The 16,072-nt window shown below is 31.0% G+C and carries 17 protein-coding genes and 1 riboswitch; of the genes, 1 reads left to right on the plus strand and 16 read right to left on the minus strand.

The features are described from left to right. Positions 1-17 precede the first annotated feature (17 nt). The 14 genes from Ctaglu_RS13335 to Ctaglu_RS13400 all read right to left on the minus strand — a co-directional run bounded on the left by Ctaglu_RS13335 (position 18) and on the right by Ctaglu_RS13400 (position 13,450). Positions 18-449 carry a hypothetical protein gene (locus Ctaglu_RS13335; RefSeq protein WP_125002460.1) on the minus strand — a complete coding sequence of 144 codons (432 nt, stop codon included), beginning with the start codon at positions 447-449 and terminating at the stop codon, positions 18-20. 334 nt (positions 450-783) lie between these two features. Next, entirely contained in the window at positions 784-1,986 is a 1,203-nt protein-coding gene (locus Ctaglu_RS13340) for an EAL and HDOD domain-containing protein (RefSeq protein ID WP_125002462.1), read from the minus strand. 78 nt (positions 1,987-2,064) lie between these two features. Next, positions 2,065-2,250, minus strand: a complete 186-nt coding sequence (locus Ctaglu_RS13345) for a Spo0E family sporulation regulatory protein-aspartic acid phosphatase (RefSeq protein ID WP_125002464.1) — start codon at positions 2,248-2,250, stop codon at positions 2,065-2,067. Between the two features lie 273 nt (positions 2,251-2,523). Continuing rightward, complete coding sequence (locus Ctaglu_RS13350) at positions 2,524-4,206, minus strand: ribonuclease J (RefSeq protein ID WP_253199233.1); 1,683 nt, start codon at positions 4,204-4,206, stop codon at positions 2,524-2,526. A gap of 748 nt (positions 4,207-4,954) precedes the next feature. After that, on the minus strand, positions 4,955-5,200 hold the full coding sequence (locus tag Ctaglu_RS13355; RefSeq protein WP_125002469.1) for a hypothetical protein: 246 nt from the start codon (positions 5,198-5,200) through the stop codon (positions 4,955-4,957). 255 nt (positions 5,201-5,455) lie between these two features. Beyond that, positions 5,456-6,637 carry a cation:proton antiporter gene (locus Ctaglu_RS13360; protein ID WP_125002471.1) on the minus strand — a complete coding sequence of 394 codons (1,182 nt, stop codon included), beginning with the start codon at positions 6,635-6,637 and terminating at the stop codon, positions 5,456-5,458. A gap of 64 nt (positions 6,638-6,701) precedes the next feature. Continuing rightward, a riboswitch (Fluoride riboswitch) is annotated at positions 6,702-6,767 on the minus strand. Between the two features lie 63 nt (positions 6,768-6,830). Continuing rightward, complete coding sequence (gene arsA, locus Ctaglu_RS13365) at positions 6,831-8,573, minus strand: arsenical pump-driving ATPase (RefSeq protein WP_125002473.1); 1,743 nt, start codon at positions 8,571-8,573, stop codon at positions 6,831-6,833. Between the two features lie 108 nt (positions 8,574-8,681). Then, on the minus strand, positions 8,682-9,077 hold the full coding sequence (arsD, locus tag Ctaglu_RS13370; protein ID WP_125002475.1) for an arsenite efflux transporter metallochaperone ArsD: 396 nt from the start codon (positions 9,075-9,077) through the stop codon (positions 8,682-8,684). A gap of 71 nt (positions 9,078-9,148) precedes the next feature. Beyond that, complete coding sequence (gene arsB / locus Ctaglu_RS13375; RefSeq protein ID WP_125002477.1) at positions 9,149-10,213, minus strand: ACR3 family arsenite efflux transporter; 1,065 nt, start codon at positions 10,211-10,213, stop codon at positions 9,149-9,151. Positions 10,214-10,265: 52 nt separating this feature from the next. Continuing rightward, positions 10,266-10,610, minus strand: a complete 345-nt coding sequence (locus Ctaglu_RS13380; RefSeq protein ID WP_125002479.1) for an ArsR/SmtB family transcription factor — start codon at positions 10,608-10,610, stop codon at positions 10,266-10,268. 140 nt (positions 10,611-10,750) lie between these two features. Beyond that, the gene (locus Ctaglu_RS13385) at positions 10,751-11,179 is read right to left on the minus strand and encodes an arsenate reductase/protein-tyrosine-phosphatase family protein (RefSeq protein WP_125002481.1); all 429 of its coding nucleotides are present in this window, start codon (positions 11,177-11,179) and stop codon (positions 10,751-10,753) included. Positions 11,180-11,510: 331 nt separating this feature from the next. Continuing rightward, positions 11,511-11,738, minus strand: a complete 228-nt coding sequence (locus Ctaglu_RS13390; protein WP_125002483.1) for a thioredoxin family protein — start codon at positions 11,736-11,738, stop codon at positions 11,511-11,513. Positions 11,739-11,982: 244 nt separating this feature from the next. Next, a complete protein-coding gene (locus tag Ctaglu_RS13395; protein ID WP_125002485.1) occupies positions 11,983-12,999 on the minus strand; it encodes a permease in 1,017 nt (338 codons plus the stop codon). Positions 13,000-13,090: 91 nt separating this feature from the next. Continuing rightward, entirely contained in the window at positions 13,091-13,450 is a 360-nt protein-coding gene (locus Ctaglu_RS13400) for an ArsR/SmtB family transcription factor (protein ID WP_125002487.1), read from the minus strand. A 244-nt stretch (positions 13,451-13,694) separates the two neighbouring features. Here Ctaglu_RS13400 and Ctaglu_RS13405 point away from each other — a divergent pair, with 244 nt between their 5' ends. Continuing rightward, a complete protein-coding gene (locus tag Ctaglu_RS13405) occupies positions 13,695-14,231 on the plus strand; it encodes a DUF1003 domain-containing protein (RefSeq protein ID WP_125002489.1) in 537 nt (178 codons plus the stop codon). A 150-nt stretch (positions 14,232-14,381) separates the two neighbouring features. On the opposite strand, the gene rbr is transcribed toward Ctaglu_RS13405, so the two are convergent. Next, positions 14,382-14,966, minus strand: coding sequence for a rubrerythrin (gene rbr, locus Ctaglu_RS13410; RefSeq protein WP_125002491.1), 585 nt, complete (start codon positions 14,964-14,966; stop codon positions 14,382-14,384). Positions 14,967-15,184: 218 nt separating this feature from the next. Further along, positions 15,185-16,003, minus strand: coding sequence for a MetQ/NlpA family ABC transporter substrate-binding protein (locus Ctaglu_RS13415; protein WP_125002493.1), 819 nt, complete (start codon positions 16,001-16,003; stop codon positions 15,185-15,187). Positions 16,004-16,072 lie beyond the last annotated feature (69 nt).

Here is a 16,072-nt window from a genome sequence, read left to right on the forward strand (position 1 = left end):
TTTTTTTGAAATTTATGTTACTTTTCATTATATAGTCCTGTCAATTCATCCATTATATCAGCATCATTAATTTCTTTTATTAAACTTTTAATGTTATTTATATTTTTTTCATTATTCATTATACTTCCCGTTTGTGATATATCTTTTATCATCTCTACAATGTATACCTTATTTTCTATAGTAACAGGAGATGAAATAATAATGAAAATTTTGCCATCTGTAATCTCCATCTTTATAAAAGTATCATTTTCAAGACAAGTTTTCATAGAGATGCAGTTGTTGCAAAATCCATCTGTTTTCCAAAAATCAAAACATAATCCTTCTACTATTTCAGTATTATCTTCCCCAAAATTCACAACTTTCTTAATATACGGATTTACAATTCTTACTGTATCATACAAATTTTTAAATATAGACAATCTTTCTTTAATTACTTCGATAATTTCCATACAAGACTCCTTTATAAATCCTGGTTTATAGTAAAATTTTTATGGTTCTTTGTGGATTTTCTATGATTCCTTTAAGATTATTTATAATTTTCATTTATATATGAATGGCTACGATTCTTATAACTCATATTAATTATACATTGTTTTTAGTTTAATGCATATATTTTATTCCCTATAATATAGCTAATGTCACAAAATAATAGAATTTCCTGAAATAAAAAAAATGGAATGGTTTATATTTAAAACCACTCCATTTTTCATTTATAACTTACAACATCTTGAAATCATATATCATAATTCGACATCAATATGCAACTTGCCACGTGAGTTGCACCTAAATTTTCATAAAGAAAATAGCCTCATAGTATGCATTAGGCAAACAATTTTCATCTAAATTAAGTTCTTTTGAAATTTTTGATACTTGATCCCATTGTCCATTTTCATAGGCTATAATTAATTTAAGTAATCCACTGTAGTCATTATCATTAATGCCATTTAAAGCATCCTTTACTTCAATGGGTATCAATAGCTCCTTGAGTATTTCCTCCAGTGGCCTATCTAATAGCAAATCTATCATAGATAACATTCCTAGCAAATAAGCATTAAAAGGATTAAGTTTTTTTCCAACTTTACTAGCTATTAATTCTGCAAACCTTGCTCTTGTTAAAGAGTTAATTATTAAAATTTCTGGTTTATCTTCTCCCATATTGCTAAAAGCCATTAAATATAGCCACTTTTTTATCTCTTTTTCTCCAAGAAGTGCCAATGCTTGTTTCATTGACTTTACTTGATTTACAAAACTGTAATTTGCTGAATTTATAAGTTTTAATAGTTTAAAAGATAATGATATATCTTTTTTTATTAAACTCTCGATGCCATCTATAGCGAAATTATTACTACTGATTTCATGTAATAGTTTCATATAAATAGCCTTGTTTTCTGACATTCTTTTACCCGAAAGCATTGTGGGCTTACTAAAATAATAACCTTGAAAATATGTATATCCCAGTGACACCGCTTCATTGAAATCTTCCATAGTTTCAACTTTTTCTGCAAGAAATTTTATATTTTCAGAGTTTACCTGTTCCATTACTTTTTTTCTTTCTGCGCCTTTAGTTATTTGAAAATCTACTTTAATAATGTCTGCTATCTCTATAAGTTTTTTATATTTATCAGAATAAACAAAATCATCTAAAGCTATAGTATACCCTAGTGTTTTCAATTTTTTACATAGCTCTAATATTTCCTCTGTAGGTTCTATATCCTCCAATATCTCAACTATAACTGATTCCGGGGGCAATACCTCAAAAATATCTGATTTTAATATATTTTCGGTGAAGTTAATAAAAGCCTTTTTACCCCCTGTTACTTTATCCATTCCTATATCTACAAAGCTATTTTTTATAACTGCGATAGTTGCTCTATCGCCATCCTCACTTTGGTATATATTTTTTTCACTATCTCTAAATAATAGTTCATATCCAAATAATTTGTCATATCTATCAAGAATAGGTTGCCTAGCTAGAAAAACATTCATATTTATCCCCCTATGTAATATATTTTTTTAATTTTCATATTCATGACTTTCTTATATAATTTTCTAAGTGGCTATCCCTTATTTCCCAATTCCCATCATATATTCAACAATTAATTTGTCTAAACTTCTACTTGCAGCGAGCCTTTCGTCTTCTCCATCGGCATTTTGGTCTGTACAGCATATTTCATTTAAAATATCTCTTAAATCATTGATTCTTGTATTTAGATCTTCCATTGTAATATTATCAAGAGTTAAATTACTCATACACACCTCGCTTTCAAAATAGTTAAATTACTCTATCTCTATTAAATGCATTTATATTAATGGTTGATATTTCTATTATACATATATTTACACGTTTTTACAATATTATATAATATTTTTTTTTTTTTTAACTATTATAAATACAAATTAAATATAGATTAAAAAAGATGCATTATTGTAAAATATAGAGCGTTAGTGATCCATTAAATAAAAACTAAATAAAAAAACCAATTCTTAATTAAACTAAGAATTGGTTTTTTTATTTAGTTTTTATTATATTTCCATTATTATTGGTATAATTATAGGTCTTCTCTTAGTTTTTATATATAAAAACTGACCTAATGCATTTCTTATACAAGACTTTATTACTGCCCATTCTTTAATTTTATTGTTTAAACACTGCTCTAACTCTTTTCTGACAATATCCCTAGCTTCATTAATAAGCTCATTGGATTCTTTCATGTACACAAATCCTCTAGTTATTATATCCGGCCCTGCTAGTATACTATAAGATTCTCTTTCTATAGTAACTACCACAGTAAGAATACCTTCTTCTGCTAAGTGTTTTCTGTCTCTAAGTACAATATTCCCAACGTCTCCTACGCCAAGTCCATCCACCATTATAGCTCCAGTTTGCACTCTTCCAGCAAATTTACATTCATTTTGTGATACTTCTAAAATTTGTCCTGTTTCACCAATAAAAATATTTGCTGGGTCCATTCCTATTTTTTCTGCAAGTTGTGCATGTTGTTTTAAATGTCTATATTCACCATGTACTGGCATAAAAAATTTAGGACGAACTAATGTGTGAATTAATTTTAATTCTTCTTGGCAAGCATGCCCAGAAACATGAATTTCTTCAGTAGTATTATATATTACATTGGCACCCTTTTTGAATAATTCATTTATAACATTATATATGAATTTTTCATTTCCTGGAATAGGTGATGCGGATATAATAATTAAATCACCTTTTTGTATTTCAATACTCCTATGTGTAGATGATGCCATTCTTGTGAGTGCTGCAAGCGGTTCCCCTTGACTACCAGTAGTTACTATTGTTACCTTTTCATCAGGGTAATTATGAATTTCTGCCACGGTAATTATAGATTCCTGTGGTATATGCAAATATCCCAGATCCATAGCCACTTGTGAGATTCTCTCCATGCTTCTTCCACTAAATGCTATTTTTCTTCCAACCGAGATTGAAGCATTAGCAATTTGTTGTATTCTATGGATATTTGATGCAAATGAGGCTACTATTATTCTACCATCTGCTTTTTGGAATAATTTATTTAATGATTCTCCAATTACTTTCTCAGATATAGTAAAACCAGTACGTTCAACATTAGTACTATCAGCCATTAAAAGTAGTACTCCTTGCCCACCTAATTTTGCAAATCGCTCTAAATCTATAACTTGCCCATCAATTGGAGTATAATCTATCTTAAAATCTCCTGTGTGTATAATTCTTCCGATAGGCGTATGTATAGCAATAGAGCAAGCGTCCGCTATACTATGACTAACTCTTATAAACTCTACACTGAGCTTTTCTAACTTTACAATATCACCGGGTTTTACTACATTTAGCGTACAGTCTGCCATTATCCCATGTTCTTGTAACTTATTTTCCACAAGTCCTAAGGTTAAACGTGTTCCATACACAGGAACATTAATTTGTTTTAAAATATAAGGTAACGCTCCTATATGATCCTCATGACCGTGAGTTAGAAAAATTCCTTTTACCTTATCTCTATTCTCTAGAAGATATGTTACATCAGGAATAACTAAATCCACCCCATACATATCTGCATCTGGAAATGAAATTCCACAATCTATAACAACAATCTCATCTTTATATTCTATTGCAGTAATATTCTTTCCAATCTCTCCAAGTCCACCTAGTGGAATAATTCTGATTTTGTTTTTAACTTTACTTTTATAATTATTATTCAATATTTTCCCGATTTCTAAATATTAAGCAATCTATTTATCCAATATTTTCGTTCTGTCGACTAAACAGCATGGTGTATCACAGGATTAAACTGCTTAGGTTAGTTCTTTTATACTAACAGGTCTATTATAAAAACAGTACCGTCATAAAAACACACTATCCAAGTATTTTCTTCCTATTAACTAACCATAAATCAGGATTTTCACCTACCTTTTTTTATATTTTGTTAGTACAGTTGTTTTTTCCTTTCTTAAATTATTTTTAAATAAACCTATATTTCAAAGTGTTGCTTTTTAAGTAAACATCACTCTCTTTATTTATCTATATATTTTATAATATTTTAATTATCAAACTAAATATGATTAACTTTAATACATTTATAAAGAATTCAATTATACTAATTAAATATAATTATACCATATTACATTTGATTATATTCGATTATAAAATAATAAAGGTTGAGAAATAATTTCTCAACCCAAAAATAACACTTTCTACAGTATGAATTATTCTTAAAAGCTATTCTCACCAATTTGTTTTAGCATTCTTAAACCCTTGAATTACCTATCATTCACAGATAATTTTAGACTTGCTTACGGTGTTTTTTTTGTATTTTAAACTTACTAAAATAGTTCTATATATAGAAATAATTGTCCACTTTATAACGCTAAAAATGCAACTCCAAAGAAATATACCACTTAATACTAGTGTGTATTATTTTCCCTGCAAGTTGCATTTTAAGTTATTTAATTATTTTTCTAAAATAAATGTCTTTTTAAATAGTCCACCTTGCTTAGTATAGTGCAAAATATATTCTTTGTCGTAAACATTATGTATCTCTAGATTTGTAATTCCTTTTGTTTTTAGAACTAACTTTACTTTATTAAATTCTTCGATTTCTGATTTGGAAGTTAGCATAGTGTAGAAAAGCTTTTGTGAATAGGTAGCCCAGGTCTCTAACAGGTCGTCAATTGGCGTGTTTACATCTAGATTCATTTACCTTCCTCCTTGTATAATATGAATAATATTATTATATCCAATGCGTGTTTTTTTCTTATGCACTCCTATTATATATATAATCAACTTATATTACAATTTATATTGATTTATAATATTATATTTGTTATAATATGGCTATTTTATAGAGAGCTGAAAATTATTATAACCATTTATAATTATTAACCATTTTATAAGTTTTGATACAGTGAAAAAAACAAGTAATTATGGGATGTTTATTTATTTTCATGTATCTTAATCCTCTGGCAATAATTTTTCTCCTGATATTTTAATGCCGATAGCTCCTAGTGGAGCTGTAATAAATATAGATAATACGGCAATTGCTAATATAACTTCCCCGGATTTAACTCCAGCAGCTAGAGGTACAGCTCCCATGGCTGCTTGCACAGTAGCTTTAGGAATATAGGAAATCACACAAAACAGTCTCTCTTTTGCATTTAAATCAGTTCCCATGAGTGATACTAACACCCCTATGCTTCTAGCTACTAAACCAAGGAGAATAATAATTAATCCTAATACGCCTGAACTTACGGCAACGTATATATTAACCTGTGCTCCCACTAATACAAAAAGAAGAATTTCTGCAATTACCCACACCTTATTAAGTTTTAACGACAGCCTATTTGCTACTTTAGAATACTTTTCTAATAAGATAAACCCAATAGTCATTACACCTAGAAGGCTTGCAATGGGTACTATCTCCTTAAAAACATCTTCAACTCCTGTAAGCATAATTGCTGCAGCTATTAATATAAAAGTTTTTTTAGTATCTCTCATGTGATATTTTTTAAATATTAACGTTAATATAATCCCTACAATTACACCCAATGCTATTCCAAGTAAGATAGATATAGGAATATCTAATATTTTCATTGGAATATTTACATTTTTACCGCTATATAAGCCTAAAAAGGTTGAAAATATAGTTATTGCAAAAACATCATCAATTGATGCCCCTGCAAGTATTATTGTGGGTATACCTTTCTTTTCTCCTTTGCCTCTGGATATAAATTTAAGCATAGGTGGTACAACTACTGCAGGTGAAACCGCGGCTATTATAAAACCAAGCATCCCAGCCTCAATTTTCGATATTCCAAGTACATAACTTGCTATAAACATAATGCTAAGCCCTTCAAAAATACCAGGTATGCAGCTCATTTTTAATGCAGGAACACCTACTTTATTTAAAGTGTCCTTTTTAATTCCAAGACCTGCTCTTAATAAAATAATAATAAGTGCAATTTTTCTTAAATCCGGAGAAATTTTAAGTATGTCCGGACTTATTAGATTTGTTCCATAGGGCCCTAGTAAAACTCCTAGTATTAGCATTCCAAGCAGTCCTGGAAGTTTTAACGTTTCAAATAACTTATTGAATACTAGTCCTAAAATAATAATAATTGCTAAACTCATTGCCATGTTGTAAGCACTACCTTTTCTTTAATATTTTTTGCAAAATAAAAGACTCCTACTTAAAGACAAGCTCTAAGTAGGAGTCATTAATTGCAAAATCACAATAGTTAAGGTGAACTCCATCACCTATTTTATAAATATATTATACTATATTTATAATTAAAAACAATAGTTATCTTAGAATATATTATATATACTTTTATACTAATAACTCATTTAACTTGTCACCTTTAATTTCATCAGGGCTCCAAGCTATGACAGCAAACTTACCCTTTGTATTTGCGTCAACCTTGTTAATCCATTGAATTTCATTGCTTGCCTTTGCAGAAAGCAATTTATTGGTAGTACCCGTGGCATGCAGTGATGAGTTTATAATCCACCATTTTGTTGAAATTTTTGCACGTTTTAAATCTTCTTCAAGACGAATTGCTTCATATACAGGTGTAGCCTCAGCAAGAGTTACAATTATGACTTCAGTTTCATCAGCATTACGGAGCCTTGGCAACAGTTTTTTCACAGATTGCGGAATGTCTCCCTGCGATCGCTTGATTTCTTGGTTATAGCTTTGTGTGGAATCAAGTAGCAAAAGAGTATGCCCTGTTGGAGCAGTATCTATAACAACAATTTGATCTTCCGACTTATCCACTATTTGAGCAAAGGCTCTAAAAACTGCAATCTCCTGAGTACATGGAGACCTAAGGTCCTCTTCTACGTATTCAATATCCTCATCAGCCATGCTTTCTCTAGCCTTAGAAAGCACTTCCTGCTTATATTTTTCTAGTTCAGCCTGCTCATCAATGCGACTCATAGTGATGTTACTACTCTCATTAATAATAAATTTGAGATGAGCCGCTGGATCAGTTGTAGTAAGATGTACTTTTTTTCCCTTTGCAGATAATCCTAGTGCAATGGCAGCTGCAATTGTAGTTTTACCTACACCACCCTTGCCCATAGTGAAAATTACTTTTTTATTACTTTTGTACAGGTCCTCAATAACATCTTTAAGCTGGGGAATGGTTTCCGCCTTTATCTTTTCACTACTGAAACTATAATTGTCTTTGGTAAGCAATGCACGCACATTTTCCATACCAGTTATATTATAAGCTCTAAGCGGTACCATATATGTAATAATACCTTGCAGCCCCTCCGGCATTTCTTTAAGTGATTTTTGTTGTTTTTGGTACAGACTTTCAGATACACTATCATCATACGAAGTCAGTACTCCATTGATTATCATGGTTTGATTGTTTACTCCGATTTCTGAAAGTTCTTTTGATGCTCTTTCTGCTTCTTTAAGAGGTGTCATTTCAGGGCGAGAAACCAGCATAAGCGTTGTTAAATCTCCATCTCCCAAGGTCTCTACTGCCTTTTTATAAATTTCTCTTTTACTCTCCAATCCAGAAAGCTGACCTAAGCAAGATGCACCATGTGTGTTTTCGCTAATAAAATTGCTCCAGGCTGATGGCAATTGAAGCATTCTAAGTGTATGACCAGTAGGCGCGGTATCAAATATAATGTGGTCATATTCCTTTTGTACTTTCTCATCCGTTATAAACTTTGAAAATTCATTGAAAGCCGCAATCTCAACAGTGCAAGAGCCAGAAAGCTGTTCTTCCATATTATTAAGCACTGCATCAGGTAATTTCCCACGATAAGGTGCAATAACGCTCTCTCTGTGTTCTGCTGCTGCCTTTATGGGATCAAGGTTCGCAACAACTAGATTTGGTACTTCCTTAATTGAGATACCCTTATTAGTAAGTTCAGTGTTAAAAACATCCTGCAGATTTGATGCAGGATCTGTACTTATAAGAAGCACTTTTTTCCCTCTATCAGCAAGGTTAACTGCCGTAGCACAAGCCGTAGAAGTTTTTCCTACACCACCTTTGCCTGTATAAAATAAGTATTTTGTAAGTTTAATATTTTGTGGATTGAAAATTTCCATATTTAATTACCTCCAGTTTCATTATTAATTTAAAATACCAAACCACTCCATAGTGGATTGGTTTGGTATTTGCGTAATTTTCAATTTTCATAAACTACAAGTATAGTATTAACAGCAGTCACCGTTGCCACAACCACATCCTCCTGATTTAGGCGCCGCTTTTATTTTAAAACTTTTAGGTTTTTCCCCTAAAAAACTCATTGGAACATTTAAAAGTTTCATTAATTCTCCATTTGTTGGATATCTTCCTACTAACACAATTTCACCCTCTAAGATAGTAACCGGTAGGTCATCAATACCCTTCTCGTTTATGAAATTATTCACTACTTTATTATCCACAAACTCCTGTGGTGAACTTGAGAGGTTAAATCTCTGCACCTCAACACCATTCTTTTTTAATGCATTAAGAACAGTTGAAACCCTAAGAAGCTCAGGATCAACCCCTACTCCACAAAGTCCTGTGGAACAGCACATTGCTTTTTCAAATATTTGCATTTTTTTCATTATTAATCTCTCCAATCATTTTATTACTTTAATACTTTTAGCATCTTTAATATATTTAATACTCTTAATTATTATTTATTATGAGCTACTGGCTGTGGAAACCAATTACTAGTTTTGTTTGCTATTTTTACAAGAATCAGCATTACTGGCACTTCAGTTAATACCCCTACAACTGTAGCAAGCGCTGCCGGAGAATCCATACCGAACAGAGCAATGGCAACGGCAACTGATAATTCAAAAAAATTTGATGCCCCAATCATTCCAGCAGGTGCTGCAATATCATGTGTTAGTTTTAGCTTTCTACTTGCTAAATAAGCAATAAAGAAAATCAAAAATGTTTGAATAGTTAGTGGCACCGCAATCAATAAAATGTGTAATGGATTGTTTAAAATGGTTTCACCTTGGAATGAGAATAACAATACCAACATAAGTAGTAATCCAACAGTAGTTGCATTATCAAACTTATGAAGGAAGGTATTTTCAAAATATTCTAGGCCTCTTTTCTTCGTCATCATAATCCTTGTCAAAATTCCGAAAGCTAGAGGAATAACAACAAATAAAACCACTGATAAAATCAGTGTACGCAAAGGTACCGCAATATTGCTAACCCCCAATAGGAGTTTCACTATAGGTATAAATGCAACTAATATAATTAAATCATTGGTGGCTACTTGCACAACGGTATAGGCTGGATTACCTTTTGTAAGAGAACTCCAAACAAATACCATAGCAGTACAGGGAGCCGCTCCTAGCAATATGGTTCCTGCAAGATATTGAGTAGCTAGTTCTGGTGCGATAAATGCTTTAAATACAACAAAAAAGAAAAATGAAGATATTGCATACATGGTAAATGGTTTTATAAGCCAATTTGTTATCCAGGTTATATACAAACCCTTTGGCTCCTTCCTAACATTCTTAATGCTTTGAAAGTCTACCTTCATCATCATGGGATAAATCATTACCCAAATAAGTATAGCGGTGGGGATGGAAACCTTGGCATATTCAAACTGATTTAGGAATTCTGGAATTTTCGGAATAAACTTTCCAATAAGCACGCCTACTACCATACAAGTTGCAACCCAAACTGTTAAATACCTTTGAAAAAATCCCATATCCGATTTTTTAGCTTGACTCATAATTAATCACCCCTTAATTTCACAATAATTTTATATTTACACTGCCAATAAATTATGTTTCTATTTTGTTATTACATAAGTCTTGAAGTTTACATTTACACAATCTTTCGCAATCACTGTTATAACCAGGTAATTGTTTCAATTCTTTTGTTAAATAAGCAAACAAATCAGGTTTTTTTTCTATAAAGCTGTTATCTATTTTGTAATATACCCATTGTGCTTTTTTGTATCCCTCAAGTATTCCACACTTTTTAAGCGCCGTTAAATGCCTAGAAACATTTGATTGGGTCATATTCAGACACTGCTCAATTTCACATACGCACATTTCGCCGTCCATAAGGAGTGATAGTATACGAAGTCTATTTTCTTCTGCTAATGCTTTAAATATATCAACCACTATTTTCACCTCCTAGCGTATTTTTATATACTCATGTACTCATATACTATTCTTTTAAAACAGATTTGTTACTATATTTACTCAACTATTATTAGTTTCTTTTAAACAATTTTCAGTTAATAATTGATAGATAGGTACCCCTACCACACCACTTCTCCACTTAAATCAATTTCATTATTTCCAATTCTTTTCTTTAAATCTTTTATTTTCTCTTCGATTATTCTTGCTGTCTTTATAAATTCAGCATCAGATTTTCCAGTAGGGTCATCTAGTCCCCAATCTTCTTCATGCCTGTGAGCCATTATTGGACAAACTACATTACATCCCATTTTTATTACAATATCAGCTTGTGGGATATCATCAATTAATTTGGATGTGTGAGTTTCATTCATGTCTATTTTATATAAATCCTTTATTATTCTCACCGCATCTTGGTTAATTTGAGGCTTAGTTTCAGTACCTGCTGAATAAGATTCAAACACCGCTGATCCAATCATCACTCCCAGTGCTTCTGCCATCTGTGACCTACAAGAATTGTGAACACATATAAATGCTACTTTGGGCTTCATAAAATAATCCTCCTTTTTGTTATATATAATAATTTTAATCTTAAAATATAATTTTAATATTCGTATATTCGCTTATACTCATATGTTAATGTTAAGTGCCTATTTTGTCAATACCTTATCATAATATCCCCTTCTAAATCCATTAATATTACCACACTATTAACTATATTTTAATAATACGTCAATATAAATCTTATGCTTTTATATATGGATGTTTTAGTGTTGTGACCAAATATTCCTTTGTTTATATACTCTTTATATATAATGACGTCATAAAAGAAAAAAGCACAAATACTTGCCAATTATACTAACAAGATTTGTGTCCTTTTAATTATAAATATTTCTTAATTTCCTCAGCTGATGGTACTCTTCCCATTATCTTTACTTTTTCATCAACTACAAGAGCTGGGGTTTTCATAACTCCATAAGCCATTATTTGTTTAAAGTCTTCAACTTTCTCTATAGTTGCCTCAATACCTAACTCCTCTACTGCCTTTCTTGTGTTTTCCTCTAATTTCTTGCAACTTGAACATCCTGAACCTAAAACTTTAATTACCATAATAAATCCTCCTTGATCTCTATTTGGTAGATACCAACTATTAATTGTTATCCCCATAAATTTATATTATTGTGCAAATGTAGAGCACAATTTTATTATATTTTTCTAGTACTAAATCATCATCTGCGATGCTGCAATATTAACGACTTCAGAAGGAGATTTAGACTCTTGCTGAAGTTTTTTTATATCTTATAGCTTGTAACTCCCACTTATATAAGTGGGATACTTTCCTTCTGAAATGTCGTTAAACTAATAAAAATGAAAACGCATTAAATAAATATCCTATTATAACTATACCTGTTGCAACTATAGCCACAAATATGGCTAATAATTTAGGTTTAACAACCTTACTAAGCATAATTATTGATGGAAGTGAAAGAGCAGTTACTGCCATCATAAAGGATAATACTGTACCAATTCCTACACCTTTACCAAATAACGCTTCTGCTATTGGTAAGGTTCCGAATATGTCAGCATACATTGGTATGCCAACGGCAGTAGCTAGTAATACTGCAAATGGATTGTTATTTCCAACTACAGTTTCTATTATTGATTGAGGTATCCAATTGTGAATTGCAGCTCCAATACCCACCCCTATTAAAACATACAGCCAAACCTTATGAAATACATCTTTAACTTGCTCCTTTGAATAAGATATTCGTTCATTTCTTGTCATCCCAATTATTTCTGCATCCACATTTTCTATCTCTTTCACATAACCTTCTACATACTTTTCAAGCCCTAATTTATCAATAATGCTTCCACCTACTACTGCTAAAATTAGTCCTACAACAACGTAGGCTATAGCAATTTTCGCACCAAAGAAAGACATTAAAATTAATAATGATGCCAAATCTACTAGTGGTGAAGATATAAGAAATGAAAAAGTTATTCCAAGGGGTAGTCCTGCTGCGTTAAATCCAATAAATATTGGAATACTAGAGCAACTACAAAATGGTGTAATTGTTCCAAGTAATGCCCCTAGTATATTTCCCTTGATACCCTTAATATTTCCAAGAAGTTTTTTTGTTCTTTCTGGTGGAAAATAACTTTGGATATAGGATATAAGGAAAATCAATACTGATAACAATATAAATATTTTTATGGTGTCATAAATGAAAAAATGTACACTGCCACCTAATCTTTCTTTAATTGATAACCCGAATACATTTTCTACAAGTCCCTTAATAAGATTTGAGAGCCAAGTCATTTTTAAAATCTCATTATTTATCCAACTAAATATTTGTGATATTACATTCATTCTTGTCACCTACCTGTATAATATTTTTTCATTTATATTGTGAAACTAAATCATACCTTCTCAATTGTTCATTATTTTCCGAAATATATCTTTAACTATTAGGATTGCATTTATTTTTAAACATTTCTGTATACTCATCCCCCTTTTGAAGGTTTTTTAAATCTTTTTTTATGGTATCGTAATCTTCTGAATTTGTAATTATTTTCTCCAATATGTCTTTAAGAAGCTCATTATCCTTATCTATGTAATAGTATATAAATTGTTCTTGTCTTTCATCTTTTACAAAGCCCATATCGCGAAGTTTACCTAAGTGCTTTGAAATTTTAGGCTGACCTTCTTCTAGTATTCCTTGAATTTGGCATACACAAAGTTTTTTATGATATAGAAGCACCAAAATTCTCATACGTGTTTCATCAGATAACACTTTAAATAAGTTCAATAATTTTTCCATCCGTTTCACATCCTTTAAAGCAAATAATAATATATAATATATCCATATGGGTATATGAGTATAATATTCCTAAGTGATCCCTTTGTCAACTGCTTTTGAAAAAAAGTGCCACCCAAATTAACCATCTATTTATAAAATGGGAAGTATAGTATAATAACTTAAATAAAGTCATGAACCATAACCTATTTTTATTTTAAATCAAATTGTATATACATTTTAAAGTTATATAAGGAGGAATATTTACATGGAAAATGAAAAAGAAAAATCAGATACCGAAAAAATCGTAAATGAAATATTAGAACAAGGAGAAATTTTTAACGATATTGAAGAAGAACTACTACATGAATTAATTGGAAATAAAATATCCAAAGATAACGTGATTGCTCATGCACAGACTCTTACTTTCGGAAATAAAATGGCTGATAAAATAGCTGCATCAGTAGGAAGCTGGAGTTTTATAATAATCGCATTATCAATTATAGCAATATGGATAGTATTAAATTCCATGTTCAAAAATTTATTTGACCCGTTTCCATTTATACTTCTTAATCTAGTGCTGTCTTGCACTGCCGCTATACAAGCTCCTGTAATCATGATGAGTCAGAATAGACAGGAAGATAAGGATAGAATAAAATCAACAAATGATTATAAAATAAATCTTAAATCTGAATTAATAATTCAAGATTTGCATAAGAAAATGGATATATTAATTCAAAATCAAAAAATATTAGTGGAGAATCAATCTAAAATGGTAGAATACATTGATAGTTTACCAAAATAAAGTGCCATCCACATGGCAAGTGGCAAGTTGTATAATTTCACTGTTTTATTTAAAATCAATTTAGAAATTAATAATCATTTTATAAATAAAATAATGGGAAATGGATTATCTTATTAATAATCCATTTCCCATTCTTATATCTACCTTATATTAATAATTTTCAGCTAATATCTCAAAGTATGCTTTTGGATGTGCACAGGCTGGGCAAATTTCTGGAGCACTTTTTCCCTCAAAAATATAACCACAGTTGCTACATATCCAATTAACTGCTGTATCTTTATTGAATACTGAATTATTTTCTATATTGCTTAATAATTGTCTATATCTTTCGTCATGATGCTTTTCAACCTCAATAATTTTTCTGTAAACAAAGGCAACATCAGCAAATCCTTCTTCCTCTGCAACTCTTGCAAATTCTGGATAAAGCTCTGACCATTCTTCTTTTTCTCCATTTGCTGCCCACAATAAATTTGACTTAGTATCTGATAGTCCTACAGGATATGTAGCATTAATTTCTACCACTTCTCCATTTAAACTTGTGCTTAAAAATTTAAAAAATCTTTCAGCATGCTCTTTCTCATTGCCTGCTGTTTCTGTGAATATATTAGATATTTGTACATATCCCTCTTTTTTCGCTACAGACGCATAATAAGTATATCTATTCCTAGCTTGTGATTCACCTGCGAATGATTTCATTAGATTTTCAGCTGTTTTTGTACCTTTTAACATTTTCATAAAATGCCTCCTTCTTTCTCCTAAGAGAAAATAATTGTGTATACTAAAGTATTCTATAAATGATATAGGTTTCCTCTTTTAAGGCATCTTATTTTAAAAAAACTTGCCACTTAAAAGTGAGTTCACACTTAAAAGTGAGTTCACACTTGAAAGTGAGTTTACCTTGTATCTAATTTATAAAGTGCCACGTAGGTGGCACTTTATTTCTAAGCTGGTGCCTAAAACGTTGGAATTATATTTCCTTTATATTTATCCTGGATGAATTTTTTAACTTCTGGAGAAGTTAATGCCTTTGAAAGTGCCTGTATGTAGGGTTTAGTTTTATCTTCACTTCTAACTGCAAGCACATTTGCATAAGGAGAATCTTTTGATTCAATTGCTAGTGAATCCGCTTCTGGATTTAATTTAGCCTCTATAGCAAAATTTGAATTTATAACCGCTGCGTCCACATCTTTTAATATCCTTGGAAGTTGAGGCGCATCTAGTTCAGTTATTTTAAGTTTTTTTGTATTTTCTGTGATATCAAGTTTTGAAATAAGTTCACCACTTTTTAATTTTATGAGTCCAGCATTTTCAAGTACTCTAAGTGCTCTTGCTCCATTTGTAGGATCACTTGGAATAGCTATTTCAGCACCATCTTTTAAATCACTGAGTTTTTTATATTTACTAGAATACACGCCCATAGGTTCTAGATGAACCTTTACAGTATAGTCAAGTTTTAGATTTTTTTCTTTACTAAAAGATTGCAAATAAGGTACATGTTGAAAGAAATTAGCATCTATTTGTCCTTCAGCTAGCGCGGTGTTTGGTGTTACATAGTCAGTAAATTCTACTATTTCAAGTGTATATCCTTCTTTTGCAAGGATTGGCGCTGCTACCTCTAATATCTCTTTATGAGGCACAGGTGAAGCACCTACTTTTATGATTTTTTTCTCAGGTGCTACCTTTGCAGGTGCAGCCACTTCTTTTTTTGCTCCACAACCACTTACTGTTAAGATTACAACTATTGTTAATAATACAGTTAATATTTTTTTCATTTTTAATTTTCCCCCTCGTATTTCTGTGGTGTAGATAACAATTATTAATTGTTATCCCCCTCGCATTTG

The organism is Clostridium tagluense, from assembly GCF_003865095.1.
GTDB lineage: Bacteria > Bacillota > Clostridia > Clostridiales > Clostridiaceae > Clostridium_AD > Clostridium_AD tagluense.

Bases quoted from the DNA above. Each gene is read 5' to 3' on its own strand.
- Ctaglu_RS13335 (WP_125002460.1), bottom strand. From the start codon at position 449: ATGGAAATTATCGAAGTAATTAAAGAAAGATTGTCTATATTTAAAAAT.
- Ctaglu_RS13340 (WP_125002462.1), bottom strand. From the start codon at position 1,986: ATGAATGTTTTTCTAGCTAGGCAACCTATTCTTGATAGATATGACAAA.
- Ctaglu_RS13345 (WP_125002464.1), bottom strand. From the start codon at position 2,250: ATGAGTAATTTAACTCTTGATAATATTACAATGGAAGATCTAAATACA.
- Ctaglu_RS13355 (WP_125002469.1), bottom strand. From the start codon at position 5,200: ATGAATCTAGATGTAAACACGCCAATTGACGACCTGTTAGAGACCTGG.
- Ctaglu_RS13360 (WP_125002471.1), bottom strand. From the start codon at position 6,637: ATGGCAATGAGTTTAGCAATTATTATTATTTTAGGACTAGTATTCAAT.
- arsA (WP_125002473.1), bottom strand. From the start codon at position 8,573: ATGGAAATTTTCAATCCACAAAATATTAAACTTACAAAATACTTATTT.
- arsD (WP_125002475.1), bottom strand. From the start codon at position 9,077: ATGAAAAAAATGCAAATATTTGAAAAAGCAATGTGCTGTTCCACAGGA.
- arsB (WP_125002477.1), bottom strand. From the start codon at position 10,213: ATGAGTCAAGCTAAAAAATCGGATATGGGATTTTTTCAAAGGTATTTA.
- Ctaglu_RS13385 (WP_125002481.1), bottom strand. From the start codon at position 11,179: ATGAAGCCCAAAGTAGCATTTATATGTGTTCACAATTCTTGTAGGTCA.
- Ctaglu_RS13390 (WP_125002483.1), bottom strand. From the start codon at position 11,738: ATGGTAATTAAAGTTTTAGGTTCAGGATGTTCAAGTTGCAAGAAATTA.
- Ctaglu_RS13395 (WP_125002485.1), bottom strand. From the start codon at position 12,999: ATGAATGTAATATCACAAATATTTAGTTGGATAAATAATGAGATTTTA.
- Ctaglu_RS13400 (WP_125002487.1), bottom strand. From the start codon at position 13,450: ATGGAAAAATTATTGAACTTATTTAAAGTGTTATCTGATGAAACACGT.
- Ctaglu_RS13405 (WP_125002489.1), top strand. From the start codon at position 13,695: ATGGAAAATGAAAAAGAAAAATCAGATACCGAAAAAATCGTAAATGAA.
- rbr (WP_125002491.1), bottom strand. From the start codon at position 14,966: ATGAAAATGTTAAAAGGTACAAAAACAGCTGAAAATCTAATGAAATCA.
- Ctaglu_RS13415 (WP_125002493.1), bottom strand. From the start codon at position 16,003: ATGAAAAAAATATTAACTGTATTATTAACAATAGTTGTAATCTTAACA.